This is a genomic window from Nonomuraea sp. NPDC050691 (genome assembly GCF_040654455.1).
GTDB lineage: Bacteria > Actinomycetota > Actinomycetes > Streptosporangiales > Streptosporangiaceae > Nonomuraea.
In genome coordinates this window covers 1-16,543 of record NZ_JBFAIA010000037.1, presented here as the reverse complement: position 1 = coordinate 16,543, position 16,543 = coordinate 1, and the positions used below count along the sequence as shown (strand labels likewise).

Sequence of the window (16,543 nt, the reverse complement as noted above, 5' to 3'; positions counted from 1 at the left end):
GGACGACGCGATGGCGGCGACGGTACGGCCGGGGGGCTCGGGGGCGGCTCGCGGTGAAGGGGCGGTGCGCGGTGGAGGGGCGGCTCGCGGTGAAGGGTGGTGGTGGGCGGCGGTTCGGTCAGAGGGACCGGTAGGCGGCCTCGATCAGCCGGTGGGCGCGCAGGCTGCCGGAGACGGCGCCGGCCATGCGGTTCATGACGTAGCCGACGGCCAGACCGTGCTCCGGATCGCCGAGGCCGACGAAACCGCCGAGGCCCGTGTGGCCGAACGCGGTGGCCGACGGGACGAAGAACGTCATCGCCGGGCGCATGTAGCCGAGGCCGAAGGAGCTGTCCACGTACAGGACCCGGTCAGGACCGGACACCCGGGGGCGGAGGGCGTCGCGGAGCGTCTCGGGACGCAGGACGTCGCCGGCGAGCAGCGAGCGGTAGAAGCCGGCCAGGGCGCGGGCCGTGGTGACGGCGCCGGCGGCGGGCCAGCCGGCGCGCATGACGACGGGGTGGTTGGCGCCGCCCGTGAGCCGCTGCATGGAGGGGTTGCCGAGGGCCCGGTTCATGAGGCTGTCCGGGTCCCGCACGGCACGGGCCATCATGCCGAGCGCGCCGTCGCCGCCGGAGGGGTCCTCGGGGTGCGTGGTCGCGGAGCCGCCCGAGCGGTCGGTGCCGGTGGTCAGGCGATCGGTTCCGGTGGTCGAGTGGTCCGTTCCGGTGGTCAGGCGGGCGGCGCGGGCGATCACCGGGTCGGGCGCGCCCACCCACAGGTCCAGCCCGAGCGGCCCGGCGATCTCGGCCGCGACCAGCTCGCCCACCGTCTTGCCGGTCACCCGCCGCACCACCTCGCCCACGAGGAAGCCGTACGACAGAGCGTGGTAGCCGTGCGCCGTGCCCGGTTCCCAGAGCGGGCGCTGCCCGGCCAGGCGGGCCGCGATGGCCGCGTGGTCGCCGAACTCCTCCACGGGCACCGGGTCCTCCACCACCGGCAGCCCCGCCGCGTGCGTCAGCAGGTGCTCGACGGTGACGCCCTCCTTGCCCCCGGCGGCGAACTCCGGCCACACGTCCGCCACCGGCGCGGACACGTCCACCAGCCCCCGTTCGGCGAGCTGGAGCAGGACGGTCGCGGTGATCGCCTTCGTGCAGGAGTAGGCGAAGGCGGGGGTGTCCTCCTGCCAGGGGCGCCCGGTGTGCCGGTCGGCGACGCCGCCCCACAGGTCCACCACCGGCTCGCCGTCCAGGAACACCGCGAACGCGGCGCCCAGCTCCTCGCCGTCCGCCAGGTGCCGCTCGAACACCTCCCGCACCCGCGAGAACCGGGGATCGCACCGCATGAGGACCTCCAGACCCAGTGATGACCGGACACAGCACGACCGGACACAGCATGACCGGACACAGCATGAAAGGAAGCGCTTACTTGGTTGCCGAGCCTAACAACTGGGGCCGCTTCGGCCCAGCCGATCAGCGCGGGACGCTCAACCTCCTCACCCCCGAGGCCGTCCTGCGCGCCCTCCGCGCCGCCGTCACAGGGGAGGTGCTGAGCCTGGCCCTGCCGATCAGGGGCTCCACCTCCTCGCCCGCGCCCGGCACCGTCCCGCACCTGAAGGGCAGGCCGTTGCCGCAGCACTTCATGTCCGTGGACGGCGGCGACTACGCGGCCGGCGCGCGGCCGGTCGGCGCGGGGCTGCGGGTGGCCGACGACGCGCTGATCGTGTCCCATCACGGCACGACCACCCACATGGACGCGCTGTGCCACATGTGGTCGGGCGACGAGCTCTACAACGGCCACCCGGCCGCCCGGGTGCGCTCCTACGGGGCCACCCGGTGCGGGATCGAGCAGGTGGGCGGGGTGGTGGGGCGGGGTGTCCTGTTCGACGTGCCGCGCCACCTGGGCCTGGACCACCTGCCGGCCGCGCACCGGATCACGCCGGAGGAGCTGGAGGCGTGCGGCCCGGAGCTGCGGCCGGGGGACGTCGCGGTGGTCCGCACCGGCTGGCCGGCGGTGTGGCGGCGGTCGCGGGAGGAGTACTGGTCGGGCCAGCCCGGCCTGTCGGCGGACGCCGGGCGGTGGCTGGCGGCGCGGGACGTCGCCGTGGTCGCCTCGGACAACGCGGCGATCGGCGGCCTGGACGCACGCCAGCTCGCGGGGGAGTGCCTGGAGGACGACCTCCACCTCATCCTGCTGCACCGGCATGGCGTCCACCTGGTGGAGATGCTGTGGCTGGAGGAGCTGAGCGCGCGGGGCCGCGCGGACTTCGTCTTCGTCGCGGCCCCGCTGCGCGTCGAGGGCGGCACCGGCAGCCCCCTCAACCCGCTCGCCGTCCTCTGACGCGGCACGCTGGGGGACGGAGGTGGGGACCGCTCGGGACCGCGTGCCTCCCCCCGCCGGAGGGGGCGGGGGAGCGGCGGGTCAGGCGCCGGGGTAGTTGCCGCCGCCGTGGGCCTGGTCGAGGGCGTCGTAGTCCGGCGTGAAGCCACGCTTCGGGATCGCGTCCGCGAACACCACATCGCGAGGCTTCTTGTACGAGGCCAGCAGACCCTTGACGTGGCCGATCAGCTCCTCGGCCGTCGCCGTGGCGTCGGGGGCGAGCACGACCACGGCCCGGACCGCCTGGTGCCAGCGCTCGTCCGGTACGCCGATGACGGCCGCGTCCGCCACCGCCGGGTGCGACTTGAGCGCCCGCTCGACCTCGGCCGGGTAGACGTTCTCGGCGCCCGACTTGATCATGCGGAGGCGGGGGCCGATGAACGTGATCGTGCCGTCGGGCTCGCGGCGCCCGAGGTCACCCGTGTGATGCCACCCATGAGCGAACTTCGCCTCATTCAACTCCGGCCGGGCGAAATATCCGGAAAAGAGGGTCTTGCCGCGCGCGCAGATCTCGCCCACCTCCCCGGCCGGCACCTCGCTGCCGTCGGGCGCCAGGATCCGCACCTGCGCCAGCGGCGACGGCCGCCCCGCGAACCCGGCCGCCCCCGGCGCCAGTCCCAGGAACGTGAGCATGCCGCCCACCTCCGTCTGGCCGTACCCGCCCATCTTGGACCGGCACCACGGCGAGTCGTCCACGGTGATCAGCTCGTCCCACTCCGCCGAGTGCGAGACGAACCGCAGCGACGACAGGTCGTACTTGCCCTGCGGCCGGACCGCCACCACGGCGTCGATCATCTGCCCGAACAGGAACGCCTGCGTGACCCGCTCGGCGTCGATCAGCCGGCAGACCTCCTCGGGGTCGAACGCGGGAGTGAACACGTTCGTCCCGCCGATCTGCAGCGTGGCCAGGCAGAACATCATCGTGCCGACGTGGAACAGCGGCCCGCTGCCGAGGAAGGTGAACCCCGGCTCCATCTGCCGGACCACGAGCAGCGACGTGCTGTGGGCGACCAGGGCGGCGCTGCTGAGCAGGGCCGCGTTCGGCCGGCCGTCGAAGGCGGCGGTGTAGAGGGCGAGGGTGGGCTCGGTGTCGGCGACCTGCGGGAAGTCGCGCAGCGAACCGCTCGCCACGAGCTCCTCGTACGCCTGGCCGGCCCGCACCCACGCGGCGTCGGAGGCGCCCAGCGCCTCCTGTACGGCCGTCGTCGCCTCCGACGGCTCCCAGACCACCACGCGCGGCGTCAGGTCCTCGACCACGAAGCGCAGCTCGTCGGCCGACTGCCGCCAGTTCGCCGGGCAGAAGACCGCCCCGAGCCGCGAGCAGGCCAGCAGCAGCTCAAGCACGGCGTGGGAGTTCTGTCCGAGCCAGAGCACGCGCTCGCCGGGCGCGACCCCGCGCGCCGCCAGGGCGTCCGCCAGGCGCGAGACGCGCTCGTCCAGGGCGGGATAGGTGAGCCGGACCTCGCCGTCCACGACCGCCGTCGTCTCCGGGCGGCTGCGGGCGTGCTCGGCGAGGACGTCCGAGAGGGTCAGGCTGTGGATCATCGCGCCTCCAGGGGGTGAACGGGGCGGGCAGGCGAAGGCGGGGCGGCGCAAGGGTCAGGCGAACGCGGGCATGACCTCGGCGGCGAAGAAGCGCATGACCTTCTTCATGTCCTCCAGCGGCATGGGCCGGGTGCTGCCGAAGTCGCAGAGCAGGTTGGCGAATCCGGCGTCGCGCAGCAGCGTGATCTGCTCGATGACCCGCGCCGGGTCGCCGATCACGTCGAGCTGCTCCCACCGGAAGTCGGGCGACAGGCTGCCGCCCTTCAGGTAGCGGTCCTGGTAGTACTCGAAGCCCTGCGCGGCCTTGCCCGTGCGCGGGTCGATGGGCGCGCTGCGCTCGTTGAAGATGCGCGAGCGGTCGAAGGCCGCCTCGAACCTGGCCTGGTCCTCGCGCGCCTGCTCGGCGGTCGGCGCCACGTAGACGCTGCGCGCCACGACCAGCTCGGCGCCCGGCTCGTGCCCGGCGCGGGCCGCGGTGTCCCGCCACGTCTCGGCCGCCTTGACGACCTTGCGGAACGTCGCCACAGGGTCGGCCAGGATGGGCAGCCCGCGCTCGGCGTACATGGTGACGGTCTCGGGTGACACGGCGGCCACGTGCAGCGGCGGGTGCGGGTCCTGCAGGGGGCGGGGGACCAGCGACACCTCGGCGCCGGTCCGGTAGAACTTGCCCTCGTGCTGGAACGACTCCCGCGTCCAGAGGCCCAGGATCACCTCCAGCGCCTCGTTGAAGCGGTCGCGGGCCTCGGCCAGGTCCACCCCGAAGCCCTCGAACTCGAAGCTCTGGTAGCCGCGCCCGATGCCCAGGTCGAGGCGCCCGCCGGAGAGCACGTCCACCTGGGCGGCCTCCTCGGCCACGTGGATGGGGTTGTGCAGCGGCAGCACCACGATGCCGGTGCCGAGCCGCAGGCGCGAGGTGCGGGCGGCGGCGTGCGCCAGCATGGTGAACAGGTTGGGCGCCACGCCGTAGTCGCGGAAGTGGTGCTCGGCCAGCCGCACCCCGTCGAATCCCAGCTCCTCGGCCAGCTCGATGAGCTCCAGATGGTAGGCGTAGACGTCCTCGAAGCTCTGCCCGTCGAAGCGGTGGAAGAGATGGAAGGTTGAGAACTTCATGCGGCGGCCTCTCGGAGGGGTAAACCAAGCGCTCGCTTGGGAGCGTATCAGGTCAACCCCCGCTTGAGACCCCCGCCGCGCGAAGGTTCCTCAGACGAGGGCGGTGAGCAGCCCCATCGTCAGTGCCGTCCGCTCCGGGATGTGGCCGACGACCACGTGCTCGTGCCGCGCGTGCGCGCCGCCGCCGACCGCGCCCAGCCCGTCCAGCACCGGCCGGCCCAGCGCCGAGACGAAGTTCGCGTCGCTCGCGCCGCCCACCGAGATCTCCTCCAGCGGCAGCCCGAGGCTCGCCGCCACCGCCTGCGCCTCCTTGAACAGCCGCTGCGAGGCGGGGTTCTGCGTCATCGGCGGCCGGTTCCACACGCCCGACACGGTGACCGTGACGCGCGGGTCGGCGGCCTTCACCGCGGCGAACGCCTCCTCGACGCGGACCATCTCCGACGGCTCGCTGACCCGCACGTCGATGCCCGCCGTGGCGTGTCCCGCCGCGACGTTGCGGCCGGTGCCGCCGCTGACCAGGCCGACGTTGACCGTGGTGCCGCGCTCGGGGGCGGCCGTCCCGGTGATCTGGGTGATGATCCCGGCCAGCGCGTGGATGGCGCTCGCCCCCGCCTCGGGGTCGAGGCCCGCGTGTGCCTCGATGCCGGTGACGGTCACGTCGAACAGGCCGACGCCCTTGCGCGCCGTCTTGAGCGCGCCGCCGCCCGACGCCTCGAACACCAGCGTCGCCAGGGCGTCCTCGCTGGCGGCCTCGATGTACGGGCGGGAGAACGGGCTGCCGATCTCCTCGTCGCCGTTGAACAGCAGCCGCACCGACGGGTGGGGCAGGCCCAGCTCGCGCAGCCCGCGCACCGCCCAGATCGACTGCACCAGGCCCGTCTTCATGTCGAACACGCCCGGCCCGGTCGCCCTGCCTTCGGCCACGGTGAACGGCCACCGGGCCAGCGTGCCCGTCGGCCACACGGTGTCGTAGTGGCTGGCCATGAGCACGGTGCCGGGGGCGGTGCCCTGATAGGTCAGCTCCAGCACGTCGCCGAGCTCGCCGCCGTCGTGCACGGCGACCAGGTCCGGCGTGCCCAGCCGCTCGGCGGCGAGCGCGCGCACCCCGCCGAGCCCGACGGTCAGCATGGCCTTGTCGGAGCTGTGGGTCTCCAGTTCGACGACCGTGCGGATGTCGTCGAGCATGGCGGGCAGGGCCTGCCGGGTCCAATCGGTGATCGACACGGGTTTCCTCTCCGGGGCTGGCGGACGGGGGCCTGGGCTGGGCGGACGGGGCTTGGGCTAGCGGACGGGAGCGCCGGGGCCCAGCGGGACGCCGAGCCACCAGAACACGAAGAACAGCAATGTCCATACCACGAGCAGCGTGACGGACAGCGGAATGGTCATCGAGGCCAGCGTGCCGATGCCGGCCGAGCGGCGGTAGCGCTGCAGGAAGCCGAGCGCCATGACGAAGTAGGGGCTCATCGGCGTGATCGCGTTGGTGCAGGAGTCGGCGATGCGGTAGAGCGCCTGGGTGTACTCCGGCGGGATGTCCAGCAGCATCAGCATCGGCACGAACACCGGCCCGACCAGCGCCCACTGCGCGGATCCGCTGGTCACGACGAGGTTGATGAGGGTCACCACGACCAGGATGCCGAGGAAGACGACCGGGCCGGTGACGCCGGCCGACTTCAGCAGGCCCGCGCCGTCGATGGCGATGACCTCGCCGATCCCGGTCCACTTGAAGTACGCGAGGAACTGGGAGATCGCGAAGAACAGCACGAGGATCGGGGCCAGCTCGCGCATGCCGTGGGCCATGAACGCGGGCACGTCCCGGCCGCCGGTGATGGTGCCGGCCGCCCTGCCGTACGCCCAGCCGACGGCCAGGAACGCCAGCGCGAGGAAGACGGCGATGGAGGTGAGCAGCGGCGACCGCACGATGCTGCCGCCCTCGCCGCGCAGCGGCGAGCCGGACGGGAGCACCGCCAGCACCACGGCGGCGACGAACACGACGAGCGTGACCAGCGCGGCGCGCAGCCCGCGGCGCTCCTCGGGGCGCAGGGTCAGCTCGCCCAGGTCGTCCTTCAGCGCCTCGGCGTCCTCGTCGGCGGGCAGCGCCTCGGCCCGGCGCGCGAGCAGCTTCTCGGTCACCAGCGTGATCGTGGCGGCCAGCACGAGCGAGGAGGCGAGGGAGAAGAAGTAGTTGGCCAGCGGGGTGACGACGTACGAGGGATCGACGGTGTGGGCGGCCGCGGTGGTCAGCCCGGACAGGATGGCGTCCACCGGCGTGACGAGCGGGCTCGCGTCGTAGCCGGCCGAGACCGACACGAACGCCACCACCACGCCCAGCACCGGACTGCGGCCCACGGCCCGGAAGGCCAGCGCCCCGAGCGGGATGAGCACCACGTAAGCGGCGTCGGAGGCGACGTGCGCGACCATGCCCGTGAAGGCCAGCACGAACGTCACCCAGCGCGGCGACACCTTCGAAACGCCGGAGCGCAGGACGGCGGCGAGCAGCCCGGACCGCTCGGCGACCGCGACGCCGAGCATGACGACGAGGATGGTGCCGAGCGGCGGGAAGGAGGTGAAGTTCTCGATCGCGTCGCCGACCATCATGCGCACGCCGTCGGCCGACAGCAGGTTCTTGACCGCCACGGTCTTGGAGGTGGCCGGGTTCACGGCGGACACGCCCGCCGCCGCCAGGCCCCAGCTCGCCAGGGCGAGCACCGCGCTGAGGATGACGAACAGCCAGAACGGATGGGGCAGCCGGTTGCCGAGCCGTTCGATGCCGCCGAGGGCGCGCAGCATGCCGTTCAGCGGTCGTGACTCCGAGGTCGCCTCGGTCGTGCTCACCCGATCCTCCTCCGTGTTTATGGCCATCCATTACACGGGCTATGACGGAATATGGCAAGTAGCCACTCCAGCTTGAATGAATCGGTCGCTTCTTTACCGATGCGTGCGCGATACAGTCTCTTTGTGTTGGACGACGCGGACCTCGACCTGGTCGCCGCCCTGCAGATCGCGCCGCGCGCCTCGGCAGCGGCGCTCGCCGACGTGCTCGGCCTGTCTCCCAGCACGGTGGGGCGGCGCCTCGCCCGCCTGGAGGAGCAGCGCATCCTGCGCGTGCTCGGGCAGACCGAATGGTCCGCGCGAGCCGACGGCAACCCCCGCCACGTGTGGGTGAAGACCGCGCCGGGCGCGACCGAGCGGGTCGCGGCCGCGCTGGCCGAGCTGCCCGAGGCCCAGCTCGTGGCCGAGACCTCCGGCCGGGCCGACGTCTACTGCGCCCTGCACCCGGCCGACCGCGCGCAGGCCCGCGAGCTGCTGACGACCCGCATCCCGGCCGTGCCCGGCGTGGTGTCCACCCACTCCGAGCTGGTGCTGCGCGCGCTCACCAAGGCCGACTCCTGGCGGCTGCGCCGGCTCGGCGACGACCAGGTCAAGGCCCTGGCCGAGGCCGAGGAGCCCCTGCCCGGCAGGCCCGCCGGGGAAGGGCCGCCCCGCGCCGTCGCGCGGGGCGCCGCCACCGCTCCCGAGGAGGGCGGCATCCTGCGGCTGCTGCGTGCCAACGGCCGCGTCACCTCGGCGCAGGCCGCCCGCGCCCTCGGCATGAGCCAGTCGACCGCCTACCGGGCGATCCAGTCGCTGCTGCGCCGCGGCGCCGTCCGGCCGCGGGTGGAGGTCGAGCCCGCCCTGCTGGGCTACGCGCTGGAGGTCATCGTCGCGCTGACCACCTCGCCGGGCGCCATCCAGCAGGTGGCCGAGGAACTGGCCCGCCACCCCTCGGCCCGCTACGTCAGCATCGTGGCCGGCACCACGTCGGTCATCCACCAGGGCGTCTTCCGGCACGAGGAGGAGCTCGGCGACTTCCTCACCCGCGACCTCGCCCACCTGCCGGGCATCAACGCCCTCGACGTGTCGGTGGTGCTGCGCATGCTGCGCCGTTACTGGATCCACCGCGAGGACGGCCGCCTGGTCGGCTGAGCCGTCCCCGCGTTCAGGCCGCGCGGATCACTCCGCGGCGGAGGAGGCGGGCTCCCGTAGCGGCAGGCGCACCTCGAACCACGTCTCGCCGGGCACCGACCGCACCTTGATCTCGCCGCCGTGCCGCCCGGCGACGATCCGGTACGAGATGTCCAGCCCGAGCCCGGTGCCCTGGCCGACGCTCTTGGTGGTGAAGAACGGCTCGAAGATCCGGTCCTTGATCGCGTCGGGCACGCCCGGGCCGGTGTCGCCGATCTCGACGATCGCCTCGTCCTCGTCGTGCGCGGTGCGGATCGTCAGTGTGCCCTCCGCGCCCATGGCGTCGAGGGCGTTGTGGATGAGGTTGGTCCACACCTGGTTCAGCTCGCCGCCGTAGGCCGGGATGGCGGGCAGCGTCCGGTCGTAGTCGGTGACCACGGTGATGCCCGGCGGGATCTTCCCGCGGAAGATCGCGACCGTGCTGTCCAGCAGGTCGTGGACGTCCACGACCTGGAACGGCGCCCGGTCCATCTGGGAGTACTGCTTGGCCGAGCGGATCAGCGAGGCGATGCGCTCGGTGGCCTCGGTCACCTCGCCCAGCATCTGCGAGATCTCGACCGCCTCCGACAGCCAGCGCAGCGCGGCCGGGGCGTGCTCGTCGCCCACCTTCCTGCGCACCTTGTCGAGGTGGACCGGGCCGAAGCCGGCCTGGACCAGCGCCGGGGCCAGGTCCCAGGCGCCGTCCACGCCCAGCTCCTCCAACGCCTCGCCCAGCTCGTCCTCGGCGTCGGAGATCTCCAGCGGGGAGCGCGGCGGCAGCTTGCCCAGGGCCGCGGTGCAGCTCTCCTGCATCTCGACCAGCGCGCGCAGCCGCTCCGGCGGTATGCCGTCCTCGGCGAGCTGCGCCAGCTCCATCCGGGACGACCTGATCAGCGTGCGCAGCTCGCCGACCGCGCGGACCGCCGCGGCGGCCGGGTTGTTCAGCTCGTGGGTGAGCCCGGCGGTGATCGTGCCGAGGGCCGTCAGCCGCTGCCGCCGGTCGATGATCTCCCGCTGCATCCGGCCGCCCGACAACATGCCGTCGAGCAGGTGCATCGCCATCGGGAACCACTCGGCCACGATGTGCGCGAACTTCTTGGCCGGCAGCAGGAACATCCGGGTCGGCGCCGTGGCCCGCAGCGAGCTCTGGTAGGTCTGCGGCGCCCGGTCGCCCAGGTAGGCGGAGGTCGCGCCACCGTACACGCCGGGCTGGGAGGTGCGGGGCATCGCGACCGTGCCGGCGCTCACGGTCTCCTGGACCATCTGCACCTCGCCCTCGATGAGCACCGCGAAGCACTCGGCGGGATCGCCCTGCCGGATGACCAGGTCGTCGGCCTGGTACGACTGGACCTTGCCGCTCATGGCCAGCTTGGTGAGCTGCTCGTCGGTGAGCCGCTCGAACAGGAACAGCTTGCGCAGCTCGTCGATGTCGATCGTGGTGGTGGTCACTGCTTCTCCAGGTAGCGGTGCACGAGCGCGACGGCCATCGCGCCCTCCCCGACGGCCGAGGCGACCCGCTTGATCGACTCGGCGCGCACGTCGCCGGCGGCCAGCACGCCGGGCACGTTGGTCTCCAGGAAGTACGGCTCGCGGCGCAGCGTCCAGTTGCGCGGGCGCCGGCCGCCCTGCACCAGGTCGGGCCCCGTCAGGACGAAGCCCTTGGCGTCGCGCTCGATCGTGTCGCCGAGCCAGGAGGTGTACGGCTCGGCGCCGATGAAGACGAACAGCCACTGCGCGTCGACGGTCCGCTCCTCGCCCTTCGTGCTGAGCGTGAGCTGCTCCAGGTGCCCGTCGCCCAGGCCTCCGGTGACCTGTGTCTGGGTGTGGACCTCGATGTTGGGGATCGCGTCGATCTGTTCGATGAGGTAGTGGGACATGGACCTCTCCAATCCATCACCTCTCACCAACAGATGGACCTTGCTCGCGAATCCCGACAGGTAGACGGCGGCCTGCCCGGCCGAGTTGGCCGCCCCCACGATGTAGACCTCCACACCGCGGCACGACGGCGCCTCGGTGAGCGCGGCGCCGTAGAAGACGCCCCGGCCGGTGAACTCGTCCAGGCCCGGCGCGTCCAGGCGCCGGTAGGTGACGCCGGTGGCCAGGATCACCGCGTGCGCCGCGATCTCGCCGCCGTCCTTGAAGCCGACCACGCGGGCCTGGCCGCGCGGCTCCAGGTGGGTGACCTTGCGCGCGGTCAGCAGCTCGGCGCCGAACTTCAGCGCCTGCCGGCGGGCCCGGTCGGCGAGCTGCTGGCCCGAGACGCCGTCGGGGAAGCCCAGGTAGTTCTCGATCCGTGAGCTCTGACCGGCCTGGCCGCCGGACGCCTGCGCCTCCACCAGGACCGTGTTGAGCCCCTCGGAGGCGCCGTAGACCGCCGCGCCCAGCCCGGCGGGGCCGCCGCCGACCACGATGAGGTCGTAGAAGTCGGTGGCGGGCGTCGTGGACAGCCCCACGGCCGAGGCCAGCGTGGACGGCTCGGGCGCCTGCAGGGACGTGCCGTCGGCCGTGACCACCAGCGGCAGGTGGCACTGCTCGCCGACCGCCGCGACGAGCTGGGCGCCCTCGGGGTCCTCGGCCAGCATCCACTGGTACGGGACGTGGTTGCGGGCCAGGAAGTCGCGCACCCGGTACGACGGGGCCGACCAGCGGTCGCCCACCACGCGCAGCTCCGCCACCTCCACCCGGTCGGTGCGGTGCCAGGCGTCGAGCTGGCCGTCGATCACCGGGTAGAACTTCTCCTCCGGCGGGTCCCAGGGCTTGAGCAGGTAGTGGTCGAGGTCCACCACGTTGATCGCCTGGATCGCGGCGTCGGTGTCGGCGTAGGCCGTCAGCAGCACCCGGCGGGCGTACGGGTACATGTCCATGGCCGCTTCGAGGAACTGCACGCCGTTCATCTGCGGCATGCGGTAGTCGGCGAGGATCGCCGCCACCTCGTCACCGCGCAGGCGCATCTCCTTGACGGCCTCGATGCCCTGGTCCGCCGCCTCGGCGCGGACGATCCGGTAGCTCTGGCCGTAACGGCGGCGCAGGTCACGGGCGACCGCCCGCGACACACCCGGGTCGTCGTCCACCGTCACGATGACCGGCTTGTCCATGGCCCTGCCTTCCCCACGAAGTTCTCATTCGAAGCATGTCACGCGAAATGGGCCCACCGGCAAGTCGGCGCCGGCAGGCCGTCAGAGGGCCCGGGTCAGGCGATGACCCGGCTCTCGCCCCCGTCCACCAGCAGCGAGACGCCGTTGACGTACGAGGCGCGCTCGCTGGCGAGGAACGCCACCACGTCGCCCACCTCCTCCGGCTCGCCGATCCGGCCCACCGGCACCTGCGCGGCGCGGCCGGCCAGGCCCTCGTCGCCGCCCGCCAGCTCGCGCAGCCGGTCGGTCGCGATCGGGCCCGGCATCACGTTGGTGACCAGCACGCCGTCGCCGCCGACCTCCCGGGCCAGGGTCCGGACGATGCCGGCCACGGCGGAGCGGGTGGCGTTGGACAGGGCCAGGTCGTCGAGCGCCTCGCGCGCCGAGCGGCTGGTGACCGTGACGATCCGTCCCCAGCCGCGCGAGCGCATCTCGGGCAGCACCGCGTGGATGAGGCGGACCGTGCCCAGCAGGTTGCGCTGGATCGCGACCTCCCACTCCTCCAGGCTCTTGTCGGTGAACCGGCCGGCGGGCGGGCCCCCGGCGTTGGCCACGAGGATGTCCACCGGTCCGAGCACGTCGCGCGTCTCGGCGGCCACGCGGGCGGCCGAGGCCGGGTCCTCCACGTCGGCCAGCACCGCGTGGACGACGCCGCCGAACTCCTGGAGCCCCACCACGGCGTCGGCCAGCCGCTCGGGGTCGCGGGCCGTCACGCAGACGTCGCATCCCTCCCGCGCCAGGCTCCTGGCCGCGGCCAGGCCGATGCCCGCGCTGCCTCCCGTGACGAGTGCTACCTTGCCCGCGATACCGAGATCCATGAGGGCGACTATAGGAGCCCGGCCCCGGCCGGCCGCCGCCGGGCACGCGGACGGTCACCGGCGGTCAGGACGGCCGTACGCGCTCCAGCTTGTCGGGGTTGGCCGGTCGATCCGCTTCGGGGCGATCCGCCGCGAGACGGCGGTCGGCTGATCACCTCGTGCCCCACGGCGGTCGGCAGTGGCGGATGGGACAGTTTCGCGCGGCGGTCCGGTGGAAAAGCCGCGGCAACCATGATGAGCTTGGGCGATGGCGAGAAATCTGATCCTGTCAGGAGGCCCGTTCCACGACTTCGACGCCACCTCCGCCGCGCTCGCCGAGGTGCTCGCGGAGGTCGGGATCGAGTCCGAGATCACCGAGGACATCGCCGGCGCGCTCAGCGAGCCCTCCGAGACCCAGCTCATCACCGTCAACGCCCTGCGCTGGCAGATGGGCCAGGACCGCTTCGCCGACCTGCGCGACCAGTGGCGCTTCGAGCTGCCCGCCCAGGCCCGCACGACGCTGCTGGACCACCTGGAGCGCGGCGGCGGCGTGCTGGCCATGCACGCCGCGTCCATCTGCTTCGACGACTGGCAGGGCTGGTCGCGCGTGCTCGGCGGGTGCTGGACCTGGCCCAAGTCGCACCACCCGCCGCTCGGCTGGACCGGGGTGCGGGTCCACGGGGAGCACCCGATCGTGGAGGGGCTGCGCGACTTCGACGTCGTGGACGAGGTCTACAGCGACCTGGAGGTGCTGCCCGACGTGCGGCCCCTGGCCTCGTCCCACGGGCAGCCCCTCGTCTGGGCCCGGCCGGTGCGGCGCGGGCGCGTCGTCTACGACGCGCTCGGCCACGACACCCGTTCCTACGACAACGAGATCCACCGGACGCTGCTGCGGCGCGCCGCTCTGTGGTTACTGAAGCGCCCCGTCACCGTGGGGGACTGACGACAGGAACTCCCGGATCTCCCGCGCCAGTTCCCCGGGGATCTCCTCCGCCATGTGGTGGCCGCTGTCGACGGCGTGCCCGCGCACGTCGTCGGCCCAGGAGCGCCAGACCGCGAGCGGGTCGCCGTACAGGTCCTCCATGTCGTCCTTGGAGCCCCACAGGAACAGCGCCGGGCAGCGCACCCGGCGCCCGGCCGCCTGCGCGGCCTCGTCGGCCTCCCGGTCGACGCCGAGACCGGCCCGGTAGTCCTCGCACATCGCGTGCACGACCCGCGGATCGTGCAGGGCCGAGCGCAGGTCCTCGTAGGCCTCGCGGCCCATGTGCTCGTCCGTGTACCGGTACCAGGCGTCCGGGTCGGCGTTGATGACCCGCTCGGCGGGCTGGTCGGTCTGGCCGAGGAAGAACCAGTGCCACCAGCTCGCGGCGAACCCCGCGTCGCAGCGGGCCAGCGCCTCGCCGATCGGCACGGCGTCGAGCACGATCAGCCGGCTGACCGCGTCGGGGTGGTCCACGGCCAGCCGGTGGGCGACGTACGCGCCCCGGTCGTGGCCGGCGACCGCGAACCGGTCGTGGCCCAGCGCGCGCATCAGAGCGACCAGGTCACGGGCCATCGCCCGCTTCGAGTACGGCTCGTGGTCGGGGGTGGTGGGCGGTTTGGAGGAACGGCCGTAGCCCCGCAGGTCGGGGCACACCACGGTGTGGTGGGGGGCCAGCCGGGCCGCCACCTGGTGCCAGGTCGCGTGGGTACGGGGGTGGCCGTGGAGCAGGAGCACGGGGGTGCCGGCGCCGCCGTGGCGGACGAACAGCTCGGCCTCGCCCACGTCGATCCTGTCTGCCGCGAAGTTCTCGAACATGGGTGCGCACCTACCCGGTGGGGCCGCTTCGATCCTCCTCGGCCGTCCGGTCCTCTCGGGGCGCGGCGTCCCCGGCCGCGCGGGGCTCCCGGGTTGCGGCGTCCCCGGCCGGGGCGCCTCCGGCGGGGGCGTCTCCCGGTACGAGGCCGAGGCGGTGGGCGGACTCCGACTCGTGGGCCATGCGGCGCAGCGTGTCGAGCGCCCGGCCGTACAGGACCGTGCCCAGCACCAGCGCCTCCACGGCGCTCTCCCGCGGCTCGTCGAACGGGATCACGTCCATGTCGTCGCGGGCGATCCGCCGCGCGGCCTCGGCGTAGCGGGTCAGGTCGGTGGACATGCCGAGCCTGCGCAGCGTGAGCAGCGTCTGGGCCAGCTCCGCGCGGGTCGGGGCGTGCGGCGTGATCGTCCAGCCCTGGCCGGCGATGAGCCGGTCGGTCTCGGCCAGGGCCTCCTCCCACGGCTCGCCGGGCTCGGGCTCGACCGCGGGGCCGAGCGCGTAGTGGGCGGTGCCGAGGACCCGGTGGATGGGGAGCGTCTCGTCCTCCACGGCCTCGACCACCTGCTTGATGGCGGCCACCGGCAGCCGGCCGACCTCAAGCAGGGCCCGGATCAGCCGCAGCCGGCGCAGGTGGGAGCCGTCGTACTCGGCACGGGTGGCGGCGACCTGTTCGCCCTGGTGCAGCAGGCCCTCGCGGAGGTAGTACTTGATGGTCGCGATGGCCACGCCGGACCGGGTGCTCAGCTCCGAGATGCGCATCGCCGGATAATAACGCTATCCAGTCCGGGCGAGGTGCCGCGCCGCGTGCGCCAGGTCGTCCACCTCGGCCTGGCGGTTCCACAGGAAGACCACCTCGATCGGCGGCACGTCCTCCGCCACCGGCACGAAGACCAGGCCGTCCGGCACCGCGACCTCCTCCCTGACGCTCAGCGAGTAGCCGGCGCCCGCCTCGATCATGGTGATCACCGCGTCGTGCCCGGCCGCCGACGGGCCGAGCCGCGGGTGCAGGCCCAGCCGGACGAACCCCTCCAGGAAGCGGCGGGCGCCCGCGACCGCGTCGGAGTCGGGCATCACCAGGGGGAGCGCGGCGAGGTCGGACAGGGAGAGGGGATCGTGCGCGGCCAGCTCGTGCCCGCGGGGAAGCAGGGCGCGCACCCGGCAGCGGCGCACCGTCATCCGGGCCACGCCACGCGGCAGCGAGCCGGGGGCGTACCCGAGGCCGGCCTGAAGGGTGCCGTCGGCGATGGAGACGATCTGCTCGGCCGTGCTCATCGGCGCGACCCGCACCCTGGTCCCCTCGACGCGGGAGAGCATGCGCGCCACGACGTCACCGAGGCCGTCGGCCACGCCGAGCCGGATCGCGCGCCCCTTTCCCCGTGCGGCGGTGACGGCGCGCTCGAAGGCGTCCACGGCGACCGTCGCCTGCGCCAGGAACGCCTCGCCCGCCTCGGTCAGCCGCACGCCGCTGGGCGAGCGCGTGAACAGCTCGACCCCGATCTCCTTCTCCAGGGCGCGCAACTGCTCCGACAGGGTCGGCTGGGGAACCTGGAGCACCGCGGAGGCCCGCCGGAGGCTGCCCGCGCGGGCGATCGCGATCGCGTGCCGTACGTGCCGTAGATCCATCGCTCACCTCTTGGTGATGGGGATCGGGTATCGCTTGATCACCTTCCCGTATTACAGCCGGAGATTGCCGAGCAAGCGCTTGTCTGCAGAACGGTGGCGCGTTAGCGTGACGGGCCCCTCGTACGCCTGACAGCCGCTACGAGCAGCCCTCGAACTGGGGGACCGCGAGCGTGGACAGGTCCACGCCCGCCTTGCCGAA

General features: G+C 73.2%; 14 protein-coding genes. 3 read left to right on the top strand and 11 right to left on the bottom strand.

The window, feature by feature from the left end; all coding sequences use genetic code 11:
• Positions 1-118 precede the first annotated feature (118 nt).
• Positions 119-1,324, bottom strand: a complete 1,206-nt coding sequence (locus AB0H81_RS16780) for a serine hydrolase domain-containing protein (protein WP_358375149.1) — start codon at positions 1,322-1,324, stop codon at positions 119-121.
• An 83-nt stretch (positions 1,325-1,407) separates the two neighbouring features.
• On the opposite strand from AB0H81_RS16780, the gene AB0H81_RS16775 reads away from it, so the two are divergent.
• On the top strand, positions 1,408-2,319 hold the full coding sequence (locus AB0H81_RS16775; protein ID WP_358375146.1) for a cyclase family protein: 912 nt from the start codon (positions 1,408-1,410) through the stop codon (positions 2,317-2,319).
• 81 nt (positions 2,320-2,400) lie between these two features.
• On the opposite strand, the gene AB0H81_RS16770 is transcribed toward AB0H81_RS16775, so the two are convergent.
• From AB0H81_RS16770 to AB0H81_RS16755, 4 genes are all read right to left on the bottom strand, one after another.
• Positions 2,401-3,903, bottom strand: coding sequence for an AMP-binding protein (locus tag AB0H81_RS16770; RefSeq protein WP_358375144.1), 1,503 nt, complete (start codon positions 3,901-3,903; stop codon positions 2,401-2,403).
• 54 nt (positions 3,904-3,957) lie between these two features.
• Complete coding sequence (locus AB0H81_RS16765; RefSeq protein ID WP_358375142.1) at positions 3,958-5,013, bottom strand: LLM class flavin-dependent oxidoreductase; 1,056 nt, start codon at positions 5,011-5,013, stop codon at positions 3,958-3,960.
• Between the two features lie 90 nt (positions 5,014-5,103).
• A complete protein-coding gene (locus AB0H81_RS16760) occupies positions 5,104-6,237 on the bottom strand; it encodes a M20 family metallopeptidase (RefSeq protein ID WP_358375139.1) in 1,134 nt (377 codons plus the stop codon).
• Positions 6,238-6,294: 57 nt separating this feature from the next.
• Entirely contained in the window at positions 6,295-7,800 is a 1,506-nt protein-coding gene (locus tag AB0H81_RS16755; RefSeq protein ID WP_358375236.1) for an AbgT family transporter, read from the bottom strand.
• A 168-nt stretch (positions 7,801-7,968) separates the two neighbouring features.
• Here AB0H81_RS16755 and AB0H81_RS16750 point away from each other — a divergent pair, with 168 nt between their 5' ends.
• A complete protein-coding gene (locus AB0H81_RS16750) occupies positions 7,969-8,976 on the top strand; it encodes an Lrp/AsnC family transcriptional regulator (RefSeq protein ID WP_358375136.1) in 1,008 nt (335 codons plus the stop codon).
• A gap of 27 nt (positions 8,977-9,003) precedes the next feature.
• Here the strand turns inward: AB0H81_RS16750 and AB0H81_RS16745 are convergent, their stop codons facing one another.
• The 3 genes from AB0H81_RS16745 to AB0H81_RS16735 form a co-directional block, all read right to left on the bottom strand.
• Positions 9,004-10,443 (bottom strand): ATP-binding protein, encoded by a 1,440-nt coding sequence (locus AB0H81_RS16745; RefSeq protein WP_358375134.1) that lies wholly within the window; start codon positions 10,441-10,443, stop codon positions 9,004-9,006.
• Entirely contained in the window at positions 10,440-12,089 is a 1,650-nt protein-coding gene (locus AB0H81_RS16740) for an FAD-dependent oxidoreductase (RefSeq protein ID WP_358375131.1), read from the bottom strand. Before AB0H81_RS16740 ends, AB0H81_RS16745 begins: the two co-directional genes overlap by 4 nt.
• A 95-nt stretch (positions 12,090-12,184) precedes the next feature.
• Entirely contained in the window at positions 12,185-12,946 is a 762-nt protein-coding gene (locus tag AB0H81_RS16735) for an SDR family oxidoreductase (RefSeq protein ID WP_358375129.1), read from the bottom strand.
• Positions 12,947-13,193: 247 nt separating this feature from the next.
• Between AB0H81_RS16735 and AB0H81_RS16730 the strand changes: the two genes are divergently transcribed.
• Positions 13,194-13,868 (top strand): ThuA domain-containing protein, encoded by a 675-nt coding sequence (locus AB0H81_RS16730; RefSeq protein ID WP_358375127.1) that lies wholly within the window; start codon positions 13,194-13,196, stop codon positions 13,866-13,868.
• On the opposite strand, the gene AB0H81_RS16725 is transcribed toward AB0H81_RS16730, so the two are convergent.
• The 3 genes from AB0H81_RS16725 to AB0H81_RS16715 are packed head-to-tail and all read right to left on the bottom strand — an operon-like array spanning position 13,836 to position 16,344.
• A complete protein-coding gene (locus AB0H81_RS16725) occupies positions 13,836-14,723 on the bottom strand; it encodes an alpha/beta hydrolase (RefSeq protein WP_358375124.1) in 888 nt (295 codons plus the stop codon). The genes AB0H81_RS16730 and AB0H81_RS16725 overlap by 33 nt on opposite strands.
• 10 nt (positions 14,724-14,733) lie before the next feature.
• Positions 14,734-15,480 (bottom strand): MerR family transcriptional regulator, encoded by a 747-nt coding sequence (locus AB0H81_RS16720; RefSeq protein WP_358375121.1) that lies wholly within the window; start codon positions 15,478-15,480, stop codon positions 14,734-14,736.
• Between the two features lie 15 nt (positions 15,481-15,495).
• Positions 15,496-16,344 (bottom strand): LysR family transcriptional regulator, encoded by an 849-nt coding sequence (locus AB0H81_RS16715; protein WP_358375118.1) that lies wholly within the window; start codon positions 16,342-16,344, stop codon positions 15,496-15,498.
• Between the last annotated feature and the right edge of the window lie 199 nt (positions 16,345-16,543).